Origin of the sequence: Polaromonas sp. 39-63-25 (genome assembly GCF_002278925.1) — a bacterium.
Taxonomy (GTDB): Bacteria; Pseudomonadota; Gammaproteobacteria; order Burkholderiales; family Burkholderiaceae_C; genus Polaromonas.
Map to the genome: position 1 here is coordinate 64,820 of NZ_NCJH01000017.1, position 18,515 is coordinate 83,334.

The window sequence follows — 18,515 nt, forward strand, 5'->3', positions numbered from 1 at the left end:
TATTTACTCATAAACAATTTGTGCCCGCCCCTGGTCGGCCTGGGCCATCCAGCTGGCCAGTGCCGCATCGGTCGGGAAGAATTTCGCGGCTTCACCAAGCTGCAGTTCGGCCATCACGCTGTCGCGCTTGAGGCTCAGGCGCACCGGCAGGCCGCGGCTGACCTCGCCCTGCTCCGACATTTCCTTGCGCGGCGGAAAGTCCCGCACGATGCGCTGCACGTCCGGCGCCGTGCCGTTGACCGCCACGCGCAGGTACTTGCCGAAGCGGCAGCGTGCCGACTCCAGGCTCCAGACCTGCGTCACCTTGAAGCGGCGACCGAAGCGCTCCGACGCCGGTTGCAGCGTGCCCTGCACGATCACCAGTTCGTCGTCTTTCAGCAGGTTGCGGTTGGCATTGAAGGTGGCCTCGTCCACCGAGGCCTCCAGCGTGTCGGTCTTGTCGTCGAGCTTGAAGATGATCAGCTTGCCGCGGTTGCCGTTGATCACACGCAGGTCGCTGACGATGGCCGCCAGCAGGTGCTGGTCGCGCGAATCGATCAGGTCGTCGATCCTGCGTTTGACGAACTGCCGCACCTCGGTCTCGACTTCGTCGAACAAATGACCGGACAGGTAAAAGCCGATGGCGGTTTTTTCCTGCACCAGCCGCGCCTTCACACCGAAGGGCACGGCCTCCACCAGCGGCGGCTCCTGCGTGCTCGCCGCATGCGAGTCCATGTCGAACAGGCCGCCCTGGTTCACATTGGCTTCGGCCTGGGCGGCAAATTCAAAAGCCCGGTCCACCGAGGCCAGCAGCGAGGCACGGTTCAGTTGCAGGTTGTCAAAGGCGCCGGCCTTGATCAGCGCTTCAACCGTGCGTTTGTTCATCTTGCTCTTGTCCACACGCAAGCAGAAGTCGTACAGCGAGGTGAAAGGCCCGCCGGCCTCGCGCGCCGCGACGATGGCCGCAATCGCCTGCTGGCCGGTGCCCTTCACAGCGCCCAGCCCGTAACGGATGCTCTTGTCGGTGATGGGCTCGAAGCGGTAGTGGCCGCGGTTGACATCAGGAGATTCGAAGCTGATGCCCATCTTCTGCGCGTCGCCGAAAAGAATCCTCAATTTGTCGGTATCGCCCATCTCCACCGTCATGTTGGCGCAGAAAAACTCGGCCGTGTAATGGCGCTTGAGCCAGGCCGTGTGGTAGGCCAGCAAGGCGTAGGCGGCCGAGTGCGACTTGTTGAAGCCGTAACCGGCGAACTTCTCCATCAAGTCGAAAACCTCGTCGGCTTTTTCCTGCGTCAGGCCGTTGACGCCGGCACCCTTGCGGAAGATTTCCCGCTGCGAGGCCATCTCCTTTTCGTCCTTCTTGCCCATCGCGCGGCGCAACATGTCGGCGCCACCCAGCGAATAACCGCCCAGGATCTGCGCCGTCTGCATCACCTGCTCCTGGTAGACCATGATGCCGTAGGTCTCTTCGAGAATGGGCTTGACGCGCGGGTCCGGGTACTCGGGTGTTTCCTTGCCCTGCTTGCGCGCGATGTAGGTCGGGATCAGGTCCATCGGACCCGGCCGGTACAGCGCATTCATCGCAATCAGGTCTTCCAGCCGGTTCGGTCGCGCGTCCTTGAGCATGCGCTGCATGCCGATACTTTCAAACTGGAACACGGCTTCGGTCTTGCCTTCGGCAAACAGCGCGTAGACGCGCTGGTCGTCCAGCGGCAGGTTCTCGAACTTGAAGTCCTTTTGCGCCGGATGCCGCTGTACGATGAACTCGCGCGCCAGCTCCAGGATGGTCAGCGTGGCCAGGCCCAGAAAGTCGAACTTGACCAGGCCGATCGCCTCGACGTCGTTCTTGTCGAACTGGCTCACGGCCGAGGTGCTGCCGGGCTGCAGGTAGAGCGGGCAGAAATCGGTGAGTTTGCCCGGCGCAATCAGCACGCCACCGGCATGCATGCCGACGTTGCGCGTCAGACCCTCGAGCTTGCGCGCGAGCTCGAGCAGCGTGCGCACGTCTTCTTCCTTGGCCTCACGCTCGGCCAGCACCGGTTCAGCCTCCAGAGCGTAAACCATCTTGTCGTTTTTCTTGCGGTCGGCAGGCACCAGTTGCAGGGTCACGGCCTGGCCCGGCTTGTTCGGGATCAGTTTGGAAATGCCATCGCAAAAGCCATAGGAGAAATCGAGCACCCGGCCGACATCGCGAATCGCGGCGCGTGCGGCCATGGTTCCGAAGGTCACAATCTGGCTGACCGCGGCGTGACCGTACTTGTCTTTCACGTAGTCGATCACGCGGTCGCGGTTGGTCTGGCAGAAGTCGATGTCAAAGTCGGGCATGGACACCCGCTCCGGGTTCAGGAAACGCTCGAACAGCAGGTTGTACTGCAAAGGGTCCAGGTCGGTGATCTTCAGCGAATACGCCACCAGCGAACCGGCCCCGGAGCCTCGTCCCGGCCCGACCGGGCAGCCATTGTTCTTGGCCCAGTTGATGAAGTCGCCCACGATCAGGAAGTAGCCGGGGAAACCCATCTTCAGGATGGTGTTGATCTCGAACTCCAGCCGCTCCACGTAGTGCGGCCGCTTCTCGTTGCGCACCGCTTCATTCTGGTACAGATGCGCGAGCCGCTCTTCCAGCCCCTGAAAAGAAGCGTAGCGGAAGTACTCGTCGGGCGACATGCGCACACCGTCGACTTCGGGCGTCGGGTACTCGGGCAGCATGGGCTTGCCGAGGTCGAGCTTGAGGTTGCAGCGTTTGGCGATTTCCAGCGTGTTGGCCAGCGCCGAAGGCAGGTCGGCAAACAGCTCGGCCATCTGCGCCGAGGACTTGAAATACTGCTCGCGCGTGAACTTGCGCACGCGCCGCGCATTGCCGAGGATCTCGCCCTCGGCAATACAGACGCGCGCTTCATGGGCCTCGTAATCCTCGTAACCCAGAAACTGCACCGGATGGGTCGCCACCACCGGCAGCTTGAGGCGGGCAGCCAGCTGTACCGCTGCCGCTACATGCTGCTCGTCGTCGGCGCGTTGCGCGCGCTGCAGCTCCAGGTAAAAACGGTGCGGAAACAGACCCGCGAAATGCAGCGCACATTCCAGAGCCCTCGGGCCGTCACCCTGCACCAGCGCCTGCCCCACCGCGCCGCCCTGCGCGCCGGACAGGGCAATCAGGCCTTCGCCGAGCTCCTGCAGCCACTCCAGGCTGATGATGGCCTGGTCGCGCACCACACCCCGGGTCCAGGCCCGGGTCAGCAGCTCCGAAAGATTCAGGTAGCCCTGGCGGTTTTGCACCAGCAGCAGCAGCCGCGCGGGCGCCGCACCCGCCTCCTTGCCCGGCACCTGCACCCATACGTCCGCACCGATCAGCGGTTTGACCCCGGCACCACGCGTTTCCTTGTAGAACTTGACCGTGCCGAACAGGTTGCCCAGATCGGTGATGGCCAGCGCGGGCTGGCGGTCGGCCGCTGCAGCGGCCACGATTTCATCGATGCGGTTGGTGCCATCGACGACTGAAAACTCGGTGTGGATACGTAAATGGACAAACATGGCTTCATTTTAGGGTGTGGATGTTGCCCCCACGGTCGTTCACTGCGTGTAACTCCCGAGGCCTTGCAGGCCGCGGCTCGCGAGACGCTTCGCCTCTGTCGCCTGTCCAAAGCTGCTCAAGCAGCTTTGGAGCCGCAGGCTCCAGCCCCTCGGGACCCGCGGCCCCTGCTTGAATTGAAGGCATCCCCCTACAATTCCGGCATCATGAAAGTTCTGAACATTGCGGCCTACAAATTTGTGGCGCTGGAAGGCCTGGCTGAGCTGCAGGCCGGGGTGCAGGAAGCTCTGCAGAGCCGCGCCATCAAAGGCACGGTACTGCTGGCGGAAGAAGGCATCAACCTGTTCCTGGCCGCCCCGCGCGCCGACATTCATGATTTTTTGGCATGGTTGCGGCGCGATACCCGTTTCCATGACCTGGAGGTCAAGGAAAGCTGGTCCCATGCCCAGCCTTTTCGCAAGCTGCTGGTCAGGATCAAGCCCGAAATCATCCGCATGAACCACCCGGCGATCCAGCCCGCGGCCGGCCGCGCTCCCGCGGTGGATGCCGCGACGCTCAAACGCTGGCTGGATGCCGGCCACGACGGTGAGGGGCGTCCCGTCGTGACCCTGGATACCCGCAATGCCTTCGAGGTCGACGTTGGCACCTTCCGGGGTGCGATCGACTGGCGCATCAACAAGTTCACCGAGTTCCCGCAGGCCCTGCTGGCGCACCGCGCCGAGCTCGAAGGCAAAACCGTGGTCAGCTTCTGCACCGGCGGTATACGGTGTGAAAAGGCCGCCATCTTCATGCGCGAGGCGGGCGTCAAGCATGTCTTCCAGCTCGACGGCGGCATACTGAAATACTTTGAAGAAAACGGCCACGCGCATTTTGATGGTGCGTGTTTTGTCTTTGATGATCGACGCGCGCTGGACCCGGCCCTGCAGCCCCGCGTCAATGTCGGGGCATCGTCTGACAAGGCGCTCGCCGAAGGTGTGGGAAGCTGAACCGGCTTTTTATCTCATCACCACGCTCTGACCGCCATGCCCACACCCACCGCTGCCCGACGCACCGCCGCAGGGATCTCCGGCCTGTCGCTGCGCTTTGAACAGATCCGCAACCAAACCGAACGTCTCATCCAACCCCTGAGCGCCGAGGACTGCCAGTTGCAGTCCATGCCCGACGCCAGCCCCGTCAAATGGCACCTGGCGCACCTGACCTGGTTTTTCGAAACCTTTGTCCTGGAGCGTTTTGAAAAGGATTTCCGGCCTTTCGATGCCAGCTTCAGGGTGCTGTTCAACAGCTATTACAACGGTGTTGGCGACAGGCACCCGCGGCCGCAACGCGGCCTGATCAGCCGGCCGACGCTGCAGCAGGTGCTGGCCTACCGGGCAGAGGTGGACGAGCGTGTGCAGACCGTCCTCCGGCAAACCCCGGCAGGTCCTGCCGAAGACGAACTGATGCAACTGCTGACACTGGGCCTGCACCACGAGCAGCAGCACCAGGAACTGCTGCTGACCGACATCAAACACGCCCTGTCCTTCAACCCGGGACGGCCCGCCTATGCCGGGCACTGGCCGCTGGCCGGCATCAACCCGCAGCCGCTGCGCTGGATGGGCTTTGAAGGCGGACTGCTCGAGCATGGCTTCGACCCTGTCATGGACGGCGCCTTTGCCTTTGACAACGAGACGCCGCGCCACAAGGTGTATGTGGCGCCGTTTGAGATCGGCCACCGGCTGGTCACCAACGGGGAGATGATGGCTTTCATGGCAGACGGCGGTTACCGGCGTCCCGAGCTGTGGCTGGCCATGGGCTGGGACTGGGTGCAGGGCCGCGGGGCGACGATGCCGATGTACTGGCAGATGCCAGACACGCCGAACGGCCCGTATCGCAACTTCACCTTGCAGGGTCTGGTGCAGGTGGACCCGCACACGCCCGTCTGTCACCTCAGTTATTTCGAAGCCGACGCCTATGCACGCTGGGCCGGTGCGCGCCTGCCGATGGAGTTTGAGTGGGAGCTGGCCGCACGCAGTGTGTCGGCCCCACCCGGCCAGCGGGCCGAAGGCAACTTTGTCGAAGGCGGCGCCTACCACCCGATCCCGCTGCAGCAGCGCAGTGCGGGTCATCCGGCCCAGATGTTTGGCGATGTCTGGGAGTGGACCCAGTCCAACTACAACCCCTATCCCGGCTACAAGCCGTGGGAGGGCCTGGTCGGTGAATACAACGGCAAATTCATGTGCAACCAGTTCGTGCTGCGCGGCGGCTCCTGCGCCACACCGCAAAGCCACGTACGCGCGAGTTACCGCAACTTTTTTCCACCGGACGCGCAGTGGCAGTTCAGCGGTTTGCGCCTGGCACGCGACGCCGCCGCATAGGACGCATAGGACTCACGCGGCGGTAAAGCGGCGCTCTGGCAGGGGAATCAGTTCTGCATCCCCCGGCACCTGGCCCATGGTCTGCGACTCCCAGTCGCGCGAGGCCTGCACAATCCGCTCCTTGCGGCTGGACACGAAGTTCCACCACATGAAGCGGTGGCCATCAAGCGCATCGCCGCCTATCACCATCAGCCGCACTGCGTCGCCGGCCGTGATCGATGCCACCGCGCCTGGCGCAAGCACGACCAGCGTGTGCGCAGCCACCGGCTCTCCGTCCACCACCACAGCGCCGTCCACGGCGTAAATCGCCAGCTCATCAGCCAACGGCGGCAGTTCGAACACCGCGCCGGCAGCGAGCTGCACATCGAGATACACCGTGGTCGAGAAGGTCCTGACCGGCGAACGCTGGCCAAACGCCTCGCCGATCAATACACGAACCTGCGCGCCGCCCAGCACCAGCGACGGAATGGCCGAAGCCGGGGTGTGTACGAAATCCGGCGCAGCCTCTTCAAACTCGCGCGGCAGGGCCGCCCACAGCTGGATGCCGTGGTTGACGTAGGTGCTTGCCTTGAGTTCCTGCGGCGCACGCTCGGAATGCACGATGCCGCGTCCGGCTGTCATCCAGTTGATGGCGCCGGGTTCGATGCGCTGGCTGGAGCCCAGGCTGTCGCGGTGCATGATGGCCCCGTCAAACAAGTAGGTCACCGTCGCCAGGCCGATGTGCGGATGCGGCCGCACATCGTGCGATTCTCCCGGGGCCACCGTGACCGGGCCGAAATGGTCAAAAAACAGGAAAGGCCCCACCGCCTGCCGCTGCGTGGCCGGCAGCAGGCGGCGCACGCGAAAGCCGCCTCCCAGGTCCTTGTCGTGTCCGGTCAATGTCAGGTCAACAGGCATGGCGGTGACTCCAGCGTGGTTTCGTGGAAAAGGATCGAGGAAGGGATCAGAAAGGGATCAGGCGTGAAATTTTGCGGCCACATCGGCCACGCGTTGACCGAACAGACGGGCCGTGGCCAGGTCGCCCGCGGCCATCTCGCTGGCGCCGGCATCGGAAGGCGACTGCGCGATCGCTCCGCTGTAGGACACCAGGTAGTTGATGTCGTCGCGCTGCGCGGCCTTGCTGTTCGACGGCATCAGGCCCTGGCTGACCCAGACCATGCCATGCTGCATGGCCAGCGTGAACAGCGTGGTGAGCGTGCCCTGCTTGTCGCCGTTCATGCCCGCGCTGTTGGTGAAACCGGCAGCAAGCTTGTCCTTCCACTCCTGGCTGAACCAGGGTTTGGAGGACGCATCGGCAAACTTCTTGAACTGCCAGCTCACGTTGCCCATGTAGGTGGGCGAACCGAAGATGATGGCGTCGGCAGCCTTGAGCTGTTCCCAGCCACCCTCGGGGAGGTTGCCGTCGGCGTCGATGGCCAGCAGATCCGCGCCGGCACCTTCAGCAACCGCCTGCGCCATGCGCTGGGTATGCCCGTAACCGGAGTGGTAAACGACGACGACGTTGGTCATGGTGTGGTGTCCTTGGGTTCAGAAAAAGGAAGGGAAGAAGAGAGGAGAAAAAGAGATGGAAACAGGCCGGCCCTGAAGCCGGCCTGTGGGCAGGTCGCGGCGTGCCGCGATCAGCCCTTGAGCTTGGCGTCCACGCTCCAGGCACCCGCACCCCAGGCGGCGAGGGTCAGCAGGCCACCGACCACGGCGATGTTCTTGAAGAAGGCCTGTTGCTGCATCATGACCTGCTCGGCGGGCACGGACCAGAAGGCGTGGAAGATGAAGGTGATCACCACCGTGAACAGGGCAATGCCAAGCGCTGCCCAGCGGGTCTGCAAGCCGATCAGCAGCAGCAGGCCCAAGCCCAGCTCAACGCCGATGGCCGCGGCCGCGGCCAGTTCGGGCAGAGGAACACCCTTGGAAGCGATGTAGCCGGCCGTGCCGGTGAATCCGGCGATCTTGCTGAAGCCGGCCGGAACGAACAGCAGGGCGATCAGGATGCGGCCAAGGAGGGATAGCGGGTTTTGCAATGAGTTGAGCATGGTGAGTCCTTTTTTGTTGAGAGTGATGAAAGAAAAAGTTTGAACCGAAGCGCCCGGCCGTGCAAGTCCCGGGCCGCTTCGGCACTTCGGCGTTCAGGCCGTCAGATCGAAAACCAGTACCTCGGCGTCCTTGCCATGGGACAGCTGTAGCCGGCCTTCCGCTTCCAGCTGGAGCGCGTCGCCCGCCTTCAGGGCCTGGCCATTGACCTGGAGTTCCCCGCGCACCAGGTGCACATAGGTCTTGCGTTGCGGGTTCAGCGCCATGTCGACCGTCTCCTCGCCATCGAACAGGCCCGCATAAACGCTGGCGTCCGCATGAATCGTCACGGAGCCCTGCGCACCGCCGGGCGATGCCACCAGCCGCAACGCGCCGCGTTTGTCGCCGTCGGGGAAACTTTTCTGCTCGTAGCTGGGCGGGATCCCGGTGACATTGGGCTCAATCCAGATCTGCAGGAAATGCGTGGTCTGGCCGTCGGCATGATTGAACTCGCTGTGCTGCACCCCGGTGCCCGCACTCATGCGCTGCACGTCACCGGGCGGGATGCCCTTGACGTTGCCCATGCTGTCCTTGTGCGCAAGTTCGCCGCTGAGCACATAACTGATGATTTCCATGTCCCGGTGGCCGTGCGTGCCGAAACCCTTGCCAGCAGCGATGCGGTCTTCATTGATGACGCGCAGGTTGCCGAAGCCCATGTGGGCCGGGTCGTAATAACCGGCAAACGAGAAGGAATGGAAGGACTTGAGCCAGCCGTGGTCGGCGTAGCCGCGTTCGCTGGAAGATCGGGGGGTCAGCATGGGAGCTCCTTTCAGGGTGCGTGTGCAATGCGTTTGCAGTGCCTCCAATGTAGGGGCCGGCGCAGCACTGGTCATTGCAGTTATTTGATGGCATCATTCAAATTATTTGAACAATCAATCCCTCAATGAACAACCGCGTGCGCGATGCGCTGACCCCCGAAACCATAGGCCTGATCGGCACCGTACACCGCACCGGCAGCATGGCGGCCGCCGCACGCGAGCTCGGCGTGGTGCCGAGCGCGCTGACCTACCGCATCCGCCAGGTGGAAGATGCACTGGACGTGTTGCTGTTCGACCGCTCGTCCCGGCAGGCCAGACTGACCGAGGCGGGCAAGGAGCTGCTGCGCGAAGGCACACGCCTGCTGGCTGAACTCGACGCGGTGGCGAATCGCGTCAAACGTGTGGCCACCGGGTGGGAGCCCCAGCTGACGCTGGCGGTGGACAGTGTGATCTCGCGCACCACCGTGATGGAGTTGTGCGAAGCCTTTTTTGCACTGAACCCGCCCACCCGCCTGCGGCTGCGGGAAGAAGCCCTGTCCGGCACGCTGGAAGCCCTCACCTCGGGTCAGGCCGATCTGGCGATCGGCGTGGCCATCGAGCCCGGCATCCACAAGTCGGTGCAAAGCAAGCCGCTGGGCAGCATCCATTTCATCTACGCCGTCGCGCCGCACCATCCGCTGGCGCAGGCCATCGAGCCCATCACCGATGCGATGCTGATGCCGCACCGGGCGGTCGCGGTCGCCGACTCGGTGCAGCGCGGAAGCGGCGTCTCGGTCGGGCTGCTGGGCGGCCAGGACATTTTCACCGTGCCGGGCATGCAGGAAAAACTCGATGCGCAGCTGCGCGGCCTGGGCGGCGGCTTTCTGCCCGAATACCTTGCGCGGCCCCACATCGCCACCGGCAGGCTGGTTGAAAAGCGCGTGCAGCGGGCAGAACGGCACATCCCCGTCAGTTATGCCTGGCGCCGCGTGCCGCCCGGCGGCGAGGGCCGCGCACTGCAGTGGTGGCTCAAGCAGCTGGGCAGCCCCGCGACGCGAAAAGCCCTTCTGGAGCGCGACCATGCCGTGTAAAACCCTGACCCGCGGCGAATCTTCGGCCGGCCGACCGCGCCAGCGTGTAGAGTGTGATCATGATTTCCATTGATGTTTGCGCTGTGCTGCCAAAATCCGGGAAAGCCCGCCACCGAGACCTGCAGGCCAACCGCCCCTTTCACCCCGCCATAAAAAGTACAAAGACATGACAAAAAAATCCCGTTCCGCTCCCTCAGCCACAACCGTGCCACGCCATATCGCCGTGGTCGGCGCGGGCATGGCCGGCATCGCCTGCGCCCGCACACTGATGCAGGCGGGCCACCGCGTGACGGTGTTCGAAAAAAACCGCGGCCCCGGTGGGCGCATGGCCACGCGCAACTCGGAATTTGGCGGCTTTGACCATGGCACGCAGTACTTCACCGTGCGTGATGCGCGCTTCGAAAAGGCACTGGCCACCAGCCCCGGTGTGGTGCGGCCCTGGAGCGCCAACACCGTGCGCATCCTCGACGAGGCAGGCCGTGTCGTGGCGTCCGCACCGCCACCCAGGGAAGCCCACTGGGTGGCAACACCCGGCATGAGCGCGCTGCTCAAGCAGTGGGCCCAGCCATTGGCTGCCGCCGGCTTCCTGATGCTGGAAACCCAGGTCATCCGGATGGAACGCGACAAGCTGCACCCCGAGCGCTGGCAGTTGCAGACCGAAGGCCCGGGTGCCAGCAGCCAGGTGTATTCCGGCTTCGACGCCGTGGTGCTGGCCGTTCCCGCACCGCAAGCGCATGCCCTGCTGCTCAGTTCCCAGCAGGGCAAGGCCCTGATGCCGGCCCTCGCGGGTGTGACCATTGCTCCCTGCTGGACCCTGATGCTGGCTTTTCCGCAAGGGCAGCAGCCGACGCTGCCGCACCTGGGGCCGCAGTGGAATGCGGCGCGCAGCACCCACCACCGCATTGCCTGGCTGGCGCGCGAATCGTCCAAACCCGGGCGCAGCCCCATCGAACGCTGGACCGTGCAGGCCAGCCCGGAGTGGTCCACACGGCATCTGGAAGACGACGACGAGCGCATCAAGGCCAAGCTGCTCAGGGCCTTCACCGAGGTCACCGGCATACGCGCTGAGCCACCGCACGCGGTGGTGCACCGCTGGCGTTATGCGCAAACCACCGAACCGCTGGGCCAGACCCACCTGTGGGATGCCAAATCGCGCATCGGCAGCTGCGGTGACTGGTGTGTCGGCCATCGGGCTGAAGACGCGTTTGTCTCCGGCCTCGAAATGGCGCTGGCCATCGCCTGAAGAGCACGGGTGTGGAGCCGCGGGCCTACATCGGCCGCTTTGCGCCCTCACCCACGGGACCGCTGCACGCCGGCTCCCTCGTCGCCGCGCTGGCGAGCTGGCTTGATGCGCGGGCGCATGGTGGCCAGTGGCTGGTGCGTATCGAAGACATTGACACGCCGCGCTGCGTGACCGGCGCCGACACGCTGATCCTGCAACAGCTGGCCGCCTGCGGGCTGCAACCGGATGCGCCGCCGCTGTACCAGTCGCAGCGCGGCAGCCACTACCAGGCCGCACTGGACCAGTTGATCGCGGCCCACCTCGCCTACCCCTGCGCCTGCACACGGCAGGACATTGCACGGGCACTGGAGGCCCGCGGCAAGCCGCGGCCACGCCACGGGGAACTGGTGTACCCCGGCACCTGCCGTCACGGCCTGCAGGGTCGTCCAGCGCGGGCGTGGCGCTTCCTCACTGAACATATAAAGCCAAATCGGCCCTCAGCCCTTATTGCACGGGCGCAACCAGCTCCTGATTCAGTAGCAGAGCAGATTGTCCGCTGGCAGGACCGCCGGCTAGGCGCGCAGCAGCAGGACGTCGCGCAGGAGGTCGGCGACTTTGTGCTCAAGCGCGCCGACGGCCTGTGGGCCTACCAGCTCGCCGTGGTGGTCGACGATGGCGCGCAGGGCATCACCGATATCGTCCGCGGGGAAGACCTGGCCGACAACACCGCGCGGCAAATCCTGCTGCAGCGCGCGCTGGGCCTGCCCTTGCCGCGTTACCTGCACACGCCGCTGGTGCTCGGGGCCAACGGCGAAAAGCTCTCGAAACAGAACGGCGCCAGCGCACTGGACACCACCGAGCCGCTGCAGGCGCTGGATGAAGCCGGGCAGGTACTCGGTCTTCCCGCAGGCTTGTCTGCCCGGACGCCCGCCGACTGGCTACAGCAAGCCGTGGCTTTCTGGAGCCGGGCGACTAAAATTGGGCGGTGATTGAATCCCCCACCACCAACCCGCCATCAAACCCCCCGTCCAACCCGCCGGAAGGCGCGTCACCCGACCCCGCGCGTCTGCGTACCATCCGCAGTTTTGTCCTGCGCACCGGCAGAACCACGGCCGGCCAGGCCAGGGCTTTTGCAGATGCGGGGCCGAAGTTTCTTTTGCCTTATTCGGCAGCGCCACTGGACGTCGAAGCCGCGTTCGGACGCGCCGCCCCCACCATCCTGGAAATCGGCTTCGGCATGGGCGAAGCCACGGCGCAGATTGCAGCCTTGCTGCCGGAGAAAAACTTCCTCTGCTGTGAAGTGCACACGCCTGGCGTAGGCGCCTTGCTCAAACGCATTGGCGAGCAGGGCCTGGAAAACATCCGCATCCTGCAACACGACGCGGTGCAGGTGCTGGACCACATGCTGGCGCCCGGCAGCCTGGACGGTGTGCACATCTTTTTTCCCGATCCCTGGCACAAGAAAAAACACAACAAGCGCCGCTTGATCCAGGCGCCACTGGTGGCCAAACTGGCGGCCCGCCTGAAGCCCGGCGGCTACCTGCACTGCGCCACCGACTGGCAGCCTTACGCCGAGCAGATCCTCGAGGTTCTGCGCGCAGAGCCGCTACTGAAAAACACGGCGGACAGTGCCGACGGTTATGCCGTCAAGCCCGACTACCGGCCGCTCACCAAGTTCGAAAACCGCGGCATCAAGCTCGGGCATGGTGTCTGGGACGTGGTGTTTACTCGCTTGTGAGCAAAACCCCCAGGCTGGGTCTGCACGGCTTGCCGGCCCGGGACGGTGTCAGCCCGAGTTGTGTGGGCCTGCCGGCAGGCCACTGGCCGACCATCACCGATTTTCTGGTCGAACGTTTTCCCGCCATCGCGCGCGAGGTGTGGCTGCAGCGCATGCACGATGAGCTGGTTGTCGATGAATTTGGCGAAAAAGTCAGCGCCGAACGCGCCTATCGCGGCCACATGCGGCTGTATTACTACCGCTCCCTGCCAGCGGAGACCCGCATTCCCTTTGACGAAGAACTGCTGTTCCAGGACGAGCACCTGGTCGTGGTCGACAAGCCGCACTTTCTGCCGGTCACACCCTCGGGCCACTACCTGCAGGAAACCCTGCTGGTGCGCCTGAAAAACCGGCTGGGCATTGCAGAACTCAGCCCCATCCACCGGATTGACCGCGAAACGGCCGGGCTGGTGCTGTTTTCAGTGCAAGCGCAGGAGCGCGCGGCCTACCAGGACCTGTTCCGCCAACGCGAGGTCAGCAAAGGGTATGAAGCGATTGCACCGTGGCGCCCGGAGCTGACGTTTCCGCGCGTCCGCACCAGCCGCATCGTCGAAGGCCAGCCCTTTTTCCGCCAGGCCGAAGTGGCCGGCGCAGCCAACAGCGAAACCCGCATCGAGTTGCTCGAAGTCAGCGGGCCGCTGGCACGTTACGGCCTGAGCCCGGTCACCGGCAAGAAACACCAGTTGCGCGTGCACATGTATGCGCTGGGCCTGCCCATCGTCAATGACCGGGTCTACCCGCCGCTGGACCCAACACCTGAGGACGATTACCGCTACCCCTTGCAACTACTGGCCAAAAATATCGCCTTTGATGATCCGTTCACAGGCGAGCGCCGGCAGTTCAGCAGCAAGCGGCGGCTGGAGCTCCCCTGAGCGCCACCCTTTCCCGGGGCGTTTTCAGTCAAGCAGGGGCCGCGGAACCGGCTCTGCCGGGCCGCAGGCGCAGCGCCCCCTCGGGGGGCAGCGGCTACACGCAGTGAGCAAGCGTGGGGGCTTAAATCTCTTTTGCAGTGATCTGGTACTTGAAAACATCCGGCGCGTAGGAGTCGAAACGCCCGCCTGCGTCTTCTGCCACCGGGTACATGAAAAAGCCCAGCTTCTCGAGTTTCGAATTCGGCAGGGCAATGTCGTGGGCGGTGTTGTAGGCCATCCAGTTGCCTTCCCAGCCACCGAACAGCGCCTTGTTGACCGGCGCCACCACCGGGTCGGTGGTGTTCTTGATCCAGCTGGCCGTTTCCAGGCGCATGACCTTGGCCACGTCGGCCGGGTCCATCGCCACCCAGCCGTAACCCTTGAGGAACACTTCAGAGCGGCAGTGCTGCGCGCCCTTGAGGCTGACCGGGTTGCCGCTGAGCTCCTTGTAGCCAAAGGCTGAGGGCACGAGGCGGATGCCGTACACATCGCGCGCCGGAATGCCGACCGAGCGGCACAGGCCGACAAACAGCGCGTTCAGGTCGGCGCACTTGCCGCCCAGATTGCCGGTTTCCAGCATGGTCTTGATGTCGCCTTCACCGCAGCCGCGCACTTTGGGGTCGCGATAGGTGTTGGTCACGATCCAGTCGTAGATCCTCTGCGTTTTTTCGACGTCGGTTTTCGCGCCGGCGATGGCTTTCTGCGCCGTCGTGCGCACGATGCCGTCGGTGGGCAGGAACTTCGTCGGGCGCGTGAAATAACGCAGCGTGTCGGCACCTTCGCGCACCGCGGTTTTGTGCGACCAGTCGACCGCGCGGCCCTGGGTCTGCACGCGGCTCGTCAACTCGACAAACGGCTGGGTCTGGCCCGCGTCGAATTCGGCGTAAAGCATCTTGGCGCCGTCCACACCATCTTCGGTCAGGTCGGTTTTGCCGTTGCTCGAAAAGCTGTTGCCCTGCGAACGCTGGTAGTCGCTGTTGACCGATGGAATCGGCAGCCAGACCTTGGCGGCACCCTGAGGCTTGACGAGGTCGACCCGTGTTGTCACGTCGAAGGTGCGCCAGGCGCCGCTCTGGGGCGCGAAGAGGCGGCGTGGTGCGGCCTGGGCGAAACTCATTGCAGGCAAGGCGGCAGCCATGGCGGCTGCAGCGGTATTTTTCAGGAAGGTACGGCGTACGGTGGTCATCAAAAAGAACTCCGGAAGGTGGGTTGGCAGACGTGACCGGGCATGAGAAGGTGCACCGGGATGTCCATGCGGCGGAAAGCAGAAAGCTTGCGCCGAGCGGCAATTATGGCGGCTTTCGTCCTGCCGGTCACGAGGGCAGAAATGCCTCGGTTATATTTATTGGGCAAGCTCCTGGCGCCCCGCGCGCCACCAGCGTTGCAGGCTCCCACGATAACGAAACACAAAAGCCGGAGACGATGGCATGGGCAAATCGGGCAAACAAGCAGCGGGACCGCAAGGCATCCTGCTACGCGGAACCGCCGGCCAGGGGCTGGCGGCGACGCTGCAGGCGGTGCTGACGCGGCTGGACGCGCAGGACCTGGCGCACTGCGTGCGCAGCACGGAAGGCGACGATGACGCCGGCCACTTCGTCCGGATCAGCCTCAGTGCGGAACAGGGCCAGGCCTGGGCCCCCGGCTACGACACACTCGCGCTGGCCCACCGGCTGCAGCTGGACACCGACAACCAGCCGGCCGACCTGACGCGCGAGATCGTGGCGGCCATGCTGATGGGGCCGGTGGCCTTTGAATTCCCCAGCGTGGATGAACTGGCGTCCGCCGTCCGCATTCGCCACAACATCGCGCGTGCGGCCCGCAAGACCAGCCTGTCCTTTCACACCAGCCAGGCGGAAAGGCCGCAGGACTGCTGGACCTACAAGGAAGACATCGGCTTTGTCATCCGGCCCGGCGTGTCGCTGGTCACCGCGCTGGCCAAGGCGACCCAGCCCGAGGTCTCCGGCACACTGTATTCATTCTCCTGTTACCGCGCCACCGAATACGTGATGCTGCTGGGCATTGCCGAGGAACTGGCGCATTGCAACCCCGCCCTGTATGCGCAACTGCAGACGCTCTGGACTGCCCGGCCCATCATGTCGGGCCCGTTTCACGATGTTTTTTTGCGCGAACAGGGTTCGATGGAGGCCCCTCTGCCCCCGCATTATTTTGTGCCGGGCGACAGGACCTGGTTCCGCAATCCGGACGAAGCCTCGGCCGAGGCATCAGGTTATGAAGGCTCCTGGGTGATCTACCTCGGCGGTGGCCTGTTCAGCAACTTCTGGAAGCGTGAGCAACCGTACACACTGGCCGACAAATGCCTGGAAATCTACCAGTGGCGCAACGCGCTGTACCGGGACGCTGAAGGCCATGAACGCATCGATGAAGCCAGGGTCGAAACGCTGGTGGCCGCCACGCAGCACGATGAGCCCGAGCTTGAACGCATCCTGGCCCTCATGCAGCGCTACCGCGAACCGCGCGGCGTGTACCGCGACGGCGGCTGCCTGGACACCACGCGCGAGTTTGCGCGCTGGGTCTGCCCCGGCACCACGGACCTCGTCCTGCCTCTGGAATGAAGCGGCTCAGCTTTCAAGCAGGGCCTCGATCCACTGAGCAGCGGCGGCGCCGGTCCAGTCGACCTCGCCCTGCACACGCTGCCGGGGCCGGCCCTGCCGGTCCACCAGCACCGTGGTGGGAAAAACCTTGACGCCCCAGGCACGTGCCGTCTGGCCCTGAGGATCGAGCAGCACGGGCAGGCTCAGCCCGGTGCTGGCCGCAAACTGGATGGCACGCGTCGGGTGTTCCTTGAAATTGATGGCCAGCACGAGCAGCTTGTCGGAGCCGTAGAAGTCAGCGATCTGCTGCAGGGTCGGCATTTCCGCGCGGCAGGGCTCGCACCAAGTGGCCCAGAAATTGAGCAGCACCGCACGGCCCCGGAGGTCAGACAGGCGCCAGGCCTTGCCCTGGGTGTCGACCGCCTGCAACGGCGGCACAGCGCCCTGCCACGGCGACACGGCATAAGCGGCTTCGCCCGCGGCAAGGGCATCACGGCCCAGCAGCGGTGCGCCGGCGGCACATGCGGCGCGCTGCAGAAAAAGACGCCTGGAGGCCATCGGGTGTGGGAATGAAGACATGGTCACACCAAGCTTAGCAGGGCCTGATCAACGCAGTCCGGCGCAGGGGATCTGGCATGGACGGACAATCAACCGGCAATCACCCCCTTGCAAGCAAAGCGAAACAGTCCTACAAAGGCAGGCCGAGCCCTGCCGTAAATTGTCTGAACCCACACCAGCACACGCTGAACCCATTTTGAACTTCCCCCTTCAACAGCCAGGGCTTGCCCTTGCGCCTGCGTCCCCGCAATTCATCGACCGCTACAACGCGTCCGATCAGGGCCAGCCCGGCGCTGCGCGTGAACTGGCGGACGGACTCCGCGCGACGGCAGCGAGCGTGTCGCCCAAATATTTCTACGACGCCCTGGGCTCGCAGCTTTTTGAAGCCATCACCCACCTCGACGAGTACTACCCGACGCGTACCGAGGCCGGCATTTTCGACGCGGCCCACGGCCACATGGCGGCGGCCCTGGCCGGCGCCGGCATCACCTGCCCCTGCCTGATCGACCTGGGCGCCGGCAGCTGCTCCAAAGCCATGCGGCTGATCCCGCACCTGCAGCCCCGCCAGTACGTGCCGGTGGACATTTCGGTGGACTTTCTGCGCGACGCTGCGGAACAGGTGCAAAACACCTTTCCGGAGCTGGCCATTGTTGGCGTGGGCATGGATTTTTCGGCAGGACTTCTCCTGCCGCCACAGGTGCAGGATCACGACCGGGTGTTCTTCTACCCCGGCTCCAGCATCGGGAATTTTTCGCCGGACCAGGCGCTGGCATTTTTGCAGCGCATCGCCGACCCGGCACAAGGCGCTGCACGCGGCCTGCTGCTCGGCATCGACCTGGTCAAGGACAAGGCCACGCTGGAAGCAGCCTACGACGACGCGCTGGGCGTCACTGCCGCCTTCAACAAAAACCTGCTGCGCCACGTGAACATGCTGCTGGGCGCCGACTTCGACCCGCATCAATGGCGCCACATCGCCCTGTTCAACGAAGCGCAGTCGCGCATCGAGATGCACCTGGAGGCACGCTGCGGACTGACCGTGCACTGGCCGGAGGGTGAGCGACGTTTCGGGATGGGTGAACGCATACACACCGAAAGTTCGTACAAATACACGCTGGACAGCATGTCGGCACTGCTGCGACAGGCAGGTTTTTCGCAGATCAAACCCTGGACCGATCCGAAGGACTGGTTTGCGGTGTTCTGGGCGTCGGTTTAAGTCGATCAAACCTGCTGCTGTTTGATTCCGCCTACCCTGGTTGGCCTGCAATCCGGGTTTCGCTGTGGTGGACAAGGTACTTTTCTGGTCCATATCGCAGGCATCACGCTGCGCCGGTGGTTCGCTTTGGACAGTAGGACGGACTCCCCACTCCCTCCCCTAGCCCCTCCCTCGCCTCGCTGGGCGATGGAGGGGGACTTCATTTGGCCGCGTGTGCTGCGCTTGCGTGCAAACATGACGGTCTGTTGAGTCCGACATGACGCGCAAAGCGCGTCATGTCTCCCCGCATCCGCATCCGTTCCCGCATTTGTTCCCCCACCCGTCGGGCTGGGCCGAGGAGCGCAGGCAAAAGCGGATCAGGGCTCGCGATTGTCTGAGGCGAAGCCGAGTTCGAGCGAGACCCCGCTTTTGCCGAGCACCGCAGGCTGCCCGTAGCGAAGCGGAGGGACCCGGACCATCGGGTCGCCTTTCTTTTCCTTAGGTTTCTTTGGCGAAGCAAAGAAAAGTAAGTCGCCCGCCGGGGCG

At 64.3% G+C, this 18,515-nt stretch carries 16 protein-coding genes; 9 read left to right on the forward strand and 7 right to left on the reverse strand.

Features of this window, described 5'->3' with window-relative positions; translation table 11 throughout:
- Positions 1-3 precede the first annotated feature (3 nt).
- Positions 4-3,510: a DNA polymerase III subunit alpha gene (dnaE, locus tag B7X65_RS18340; protein ID WP_293595738.1), complete on the reverse strand. Its 3,507-nt coding sequence runs from the start codon at positions 3,508-3,510 to the stop codon at positions 4-6.
- A 204-nt stretch (positions 3,511-3,714) separates the two neighbouring features.
- Between dnaE and B7X65_RS18345 the strand changes: the two genes are divergently transcribed.
- Both B7X65_RS18345 and egtB read left to right on the forward strand, forming a co-directional pair.
- Positions 3,715-4,494 carry a sulfurtransferase gene (locus B7X65_RS18345; protein ID WP_293595739.1) on the forward strand — a complete coding sequence of 260 codons (780 nt, stop codon included), beginning with the start codon at positions 3,715-3,717 and terminating at the stop codon, positions 4,492-4,494.
- A gap of 36 nt (positions 4,495-4,530) precedes the next feature.
- Positions 4,531-5,862: an ergothioneine biosynthesis protein EgtB gene (gene egtB, locus B7X65_RS18350; RefSeq protein WP_293595740.1), complete on the forward strand. Its 1,332-nt coding sequence runs from the start codon at positions 4,531-4,533 to the stop codon at positions 5,860-5,862.
- Positions 5,863-5,874: 12 nt separating this feature from the next.
- Here egtB and B7X65_RS18355 read toward each other — a convergent pair whose 3' ends face one another.
- The 4 genes from B7X65_RS18355 to B7X65_RS18370 form a co-directional block, all read right to left on the reverse strand.
- The gene (locus B7X65_RS18355; RefSeq protein ID WP_293595741.1) at positions 5,875-6,759 is read right to left on the reverse strand and encodes a pirin family protein; all 885 of its coding nucleotides are present in this window, start codon (positions 6,757-6,759) and stop codon (positions 5,875-5,877) included.
- Between the two features lie 57 nt (positions 6,760-6,816).
- Positions 6,817-7,371 (reverse strand): flavodoxin family protein, encoded by a 555-nt coding sequence (locus B7X65_RS18360; protein WP_293595742.1) that lies wholly within the window; start codon positions 7,369-7,371, stop codon positions 6,817-6,819.
- Between the two features lie 110 nt (positions 7,372-7,481).
- Entirely contained in the window at positions 7,482-7,892 is a 411-nt protein-coding gene (locus B7X65_RS18365) for a DoxX family protein (protein ID WP_293595743.1), read from the reverse strand.
- A 93-nt stretch (positions 7,893-7,985) separates the two neighbouring features.
- Positions 7,986-8,687 (reverse strand): pirin family protein, encoded by a 702-nt coding sequence (locus B7X65_RS18370; RefSeq protein WP_293595744.1) that lies wholly within the window; start codon positions 8,685-8,687, stop codon positions 7,986-7,988.
- A gap of 125 nt (positions 8,688-8,812) precedes the next feature.
- Between B7X65_RS18370 and B7X65_RS18375 the strand changes: the two genes are divergently transcribed.
- From B7X65_RS18375 to B7X65_RS18395, 5 genes are all read left to right on the forward strand, one after another.
- Positions 8,813-9,757: a LysR family transcriptional regulator gene (locus tag B7X65_RS18375; protein WP_293595745.1), complete on the forward strand. Its 945-nt coding sequence runs from the start codon at positions 8,813-8,815 to the stop codon at positions 9,755-9,757.
- A gap of 166 nt (positions 9,758-9,923) precedes the next feature.
- Positions 9,924-11,000 carry an FAD-dependent oxidoreductase gene (locus B7X65_RS18380; RefSeq protein ID WP_293595746.1) on the forward strand — a complete coding sequence of 359 codons (1,077 nt, stop codon included), beginning with the start codon at positions 9,924-9,926 and terminating at the stop codon, positions 10,998-11,000.
- A gap of 11 nt (positions 11,001-11,011) precedes the next feature.
- Entirely contained in the window at positions 11,012-11,968 is a 957-nt protein-coding gene (gluQRS, locus tag B7X65_RS18385; protein WP_293595747.1) for a tRNA glutamyl-Q(34) synthetase GluQRS, read from the forward strand.
- On the forward strand, positions 11,965-12,717 hold the full coding sequence (gene trmB, locus B7X65_RS18390) for a tRNA (guanosine(46)-N7)-methyltransferase TrmB (RefSeq protein ID WP_293595748.1): 753 nt from the start codon (positions 11,965-11,967) through the stop codon (positions 12,715-12,717). Before gluQRS ends, trmB begins: the two co-directional genes overlap by 4 nt.
- Entirely contained in the window at positions 12,714-13,628 is a 915-nt protein-coding gene (locus B7X65_RS18395; protein WP_293595749.1) for a pseudouridine synthase, read from the forward strand. The genes trmB and B7X65_RS18395 overlap by 4 nt, the downstream gene beginning before the upstream one ends.
- Before the next feature lie 121 nt (positions 13,629-13,749).
- Here the strand turns inward: B7X65_RS18395 and B7X65_RS18400 are convergent, their stop codons facing one another.
- Positions 13,750-14,853 carry a transglutaminase-like domain-containing protein gene (locus tag B7X65_RS18400; RefSeq protein ID WP_293595750.1) on the reverse strand — a complete coding sequence of 368 codons (1,104 nt, stop codon included), beginning with the start codon at positions 14,851-14,853 and terminating at the stop codon, positions 13,750-13,752.
- A 241-nt stretch (positions 14,854-15,094) separates the two neighbouring features.
- Here B7X65_RS18400 and B7X65_RS18405 point away from each other — a divergent pair, with 241 nt between their 5' ends.
- The gene (locus B7X65_RS18405; RefSeq protein WP_293595751.1) at positions 15,095-16,240 is read left to right on the forward strand and encodes a hypothetical protein; all 1,146 of its coding nucleotides are present in this window, start codon (positions 15,095-15,097) and stop codon (positions 16,238-16,240) included.
- A 6-nt stretch (positions 16,241-16,246) separates the two neighbouring features.
- Here the strand turns inward: B7X65_RS18405 and B7X65_RS18410 are convergent, their stop codons facing one another.
- Positions 16,247-16,798, reverse strand: a complete 552-nt coding sequence (locus tag B7X65_RS18410) for a TlpA disulfide reductase family protein (RefSeq protein ID WP_293595752.1) — start codon at positions 16,796-16,798, stop codon at positions 16,247-16,249.
- A gap of 175 nt (positions 16,799-16,973) precedes the next feature.
- Here B7X65_RS18410 and egtD point away from each other — a divergent pair, with 175 nt between their 5' ends.
- Complete coding sequence (egtD, locus tag B7X65_RS18415) at positions 16,974-17,990, forward strand: L-histidine N(alpha)-methyltransferase (protein WP_293595753.1); 1,017 nt, start codon at positions 16,974-16,976, stop codon at positions 17,988-17,990.
- Positions 17,991-18,515: the final 525 nt, after the last annotated feature.

Excerpts from the sequence above, each read along its gene's own strand:
- dnaE (WP_293595738.1), bottom strand. The coding sequence starts at position 3,510 with ATGTTTGTCCATTTACGTATCCACACCGAGTTTTCAGTCGTCGATGGC.
- B7X65_RS18345 (WP_293595739.1), top strand. The coding sequence starts at position 3,715 with ATGAAAGTTCTGAACATTGCGGCCTACAAATTTGTGGCGCTGGAAGGC.
- egtB (WP_293595740.1), top strand. The coding sequence starts at position 4,531 with ATGCCCACACCCACCGCTGCCCGACGCACCGCCGCAGGGATCTCCGGC.
- B7X65_RS18355 (WP_293595741.1), bottom strand. The coding sequence starts at position 6,759 with ATGCCTGTTGACCTGACATTGACCGGACACGACAAGGACCTGGGAGGC.
- B7X65_RS18360 (WP_293595742.1), bottom strand. The coding sequence starts at position 7,371 with ATGACCAACGTCGTCGTCGTTTACCACTCCGGTTACGGGCATACCCAG.
- B7X65_RS18365 (WP_293595743.1), bottom strand. The coding sequence starts at position 7,892 with ATGCTCAACTCATTGCAAAACCCGCTATCCCTCCTTGGCCGCATCCTG.
- B7X65_RS18370 (WP_293595744.1), bottom strand. The coding sequence starts at position 8,687 with ATGCTGACCCCCCGATCTTCCAGCGAACGCGGCTACGCCGACCACGGC.
- B7X65_RS18375 (WP_293595745.1), top strand. The coding sequence starts at position 8,813 with ATGAACAACCGCGTGCGCGATGCGCTGACCCCCGAAACCATAGGCCTG.
- B7X65_RS18380 (WP_293595746.1), top strand. The coding sequence starts at position 9,924 with ATGACAAAAAAATCCCGTTCCGCTCCCTCAGCCACAACCGTGCCACGC.
- B7X65_RS18400 (WP_293595750.1), bottom strand. The coding sequence starts at position 14,853 with ATGACCACCGTACGCCGTACCTTCCTGAAAAATACCGCTGCAGCCGCC.
- B7X65_RS18405 (WP_293595751.1), top strand. The coding sequence starts at position 15,095 with ATGGGCAAATCGGGCAAACAAGCAGCGGGACCGCAAGGCATCCTGCTA.
- B7X65_RS18410 (WP_293595752.1), bottom strand. The coding sequence starts at position 16,798 with ATGTCTTCATTCCCACACCCGATGGCCTCCAGGCGTCTTTTTCTGCAG.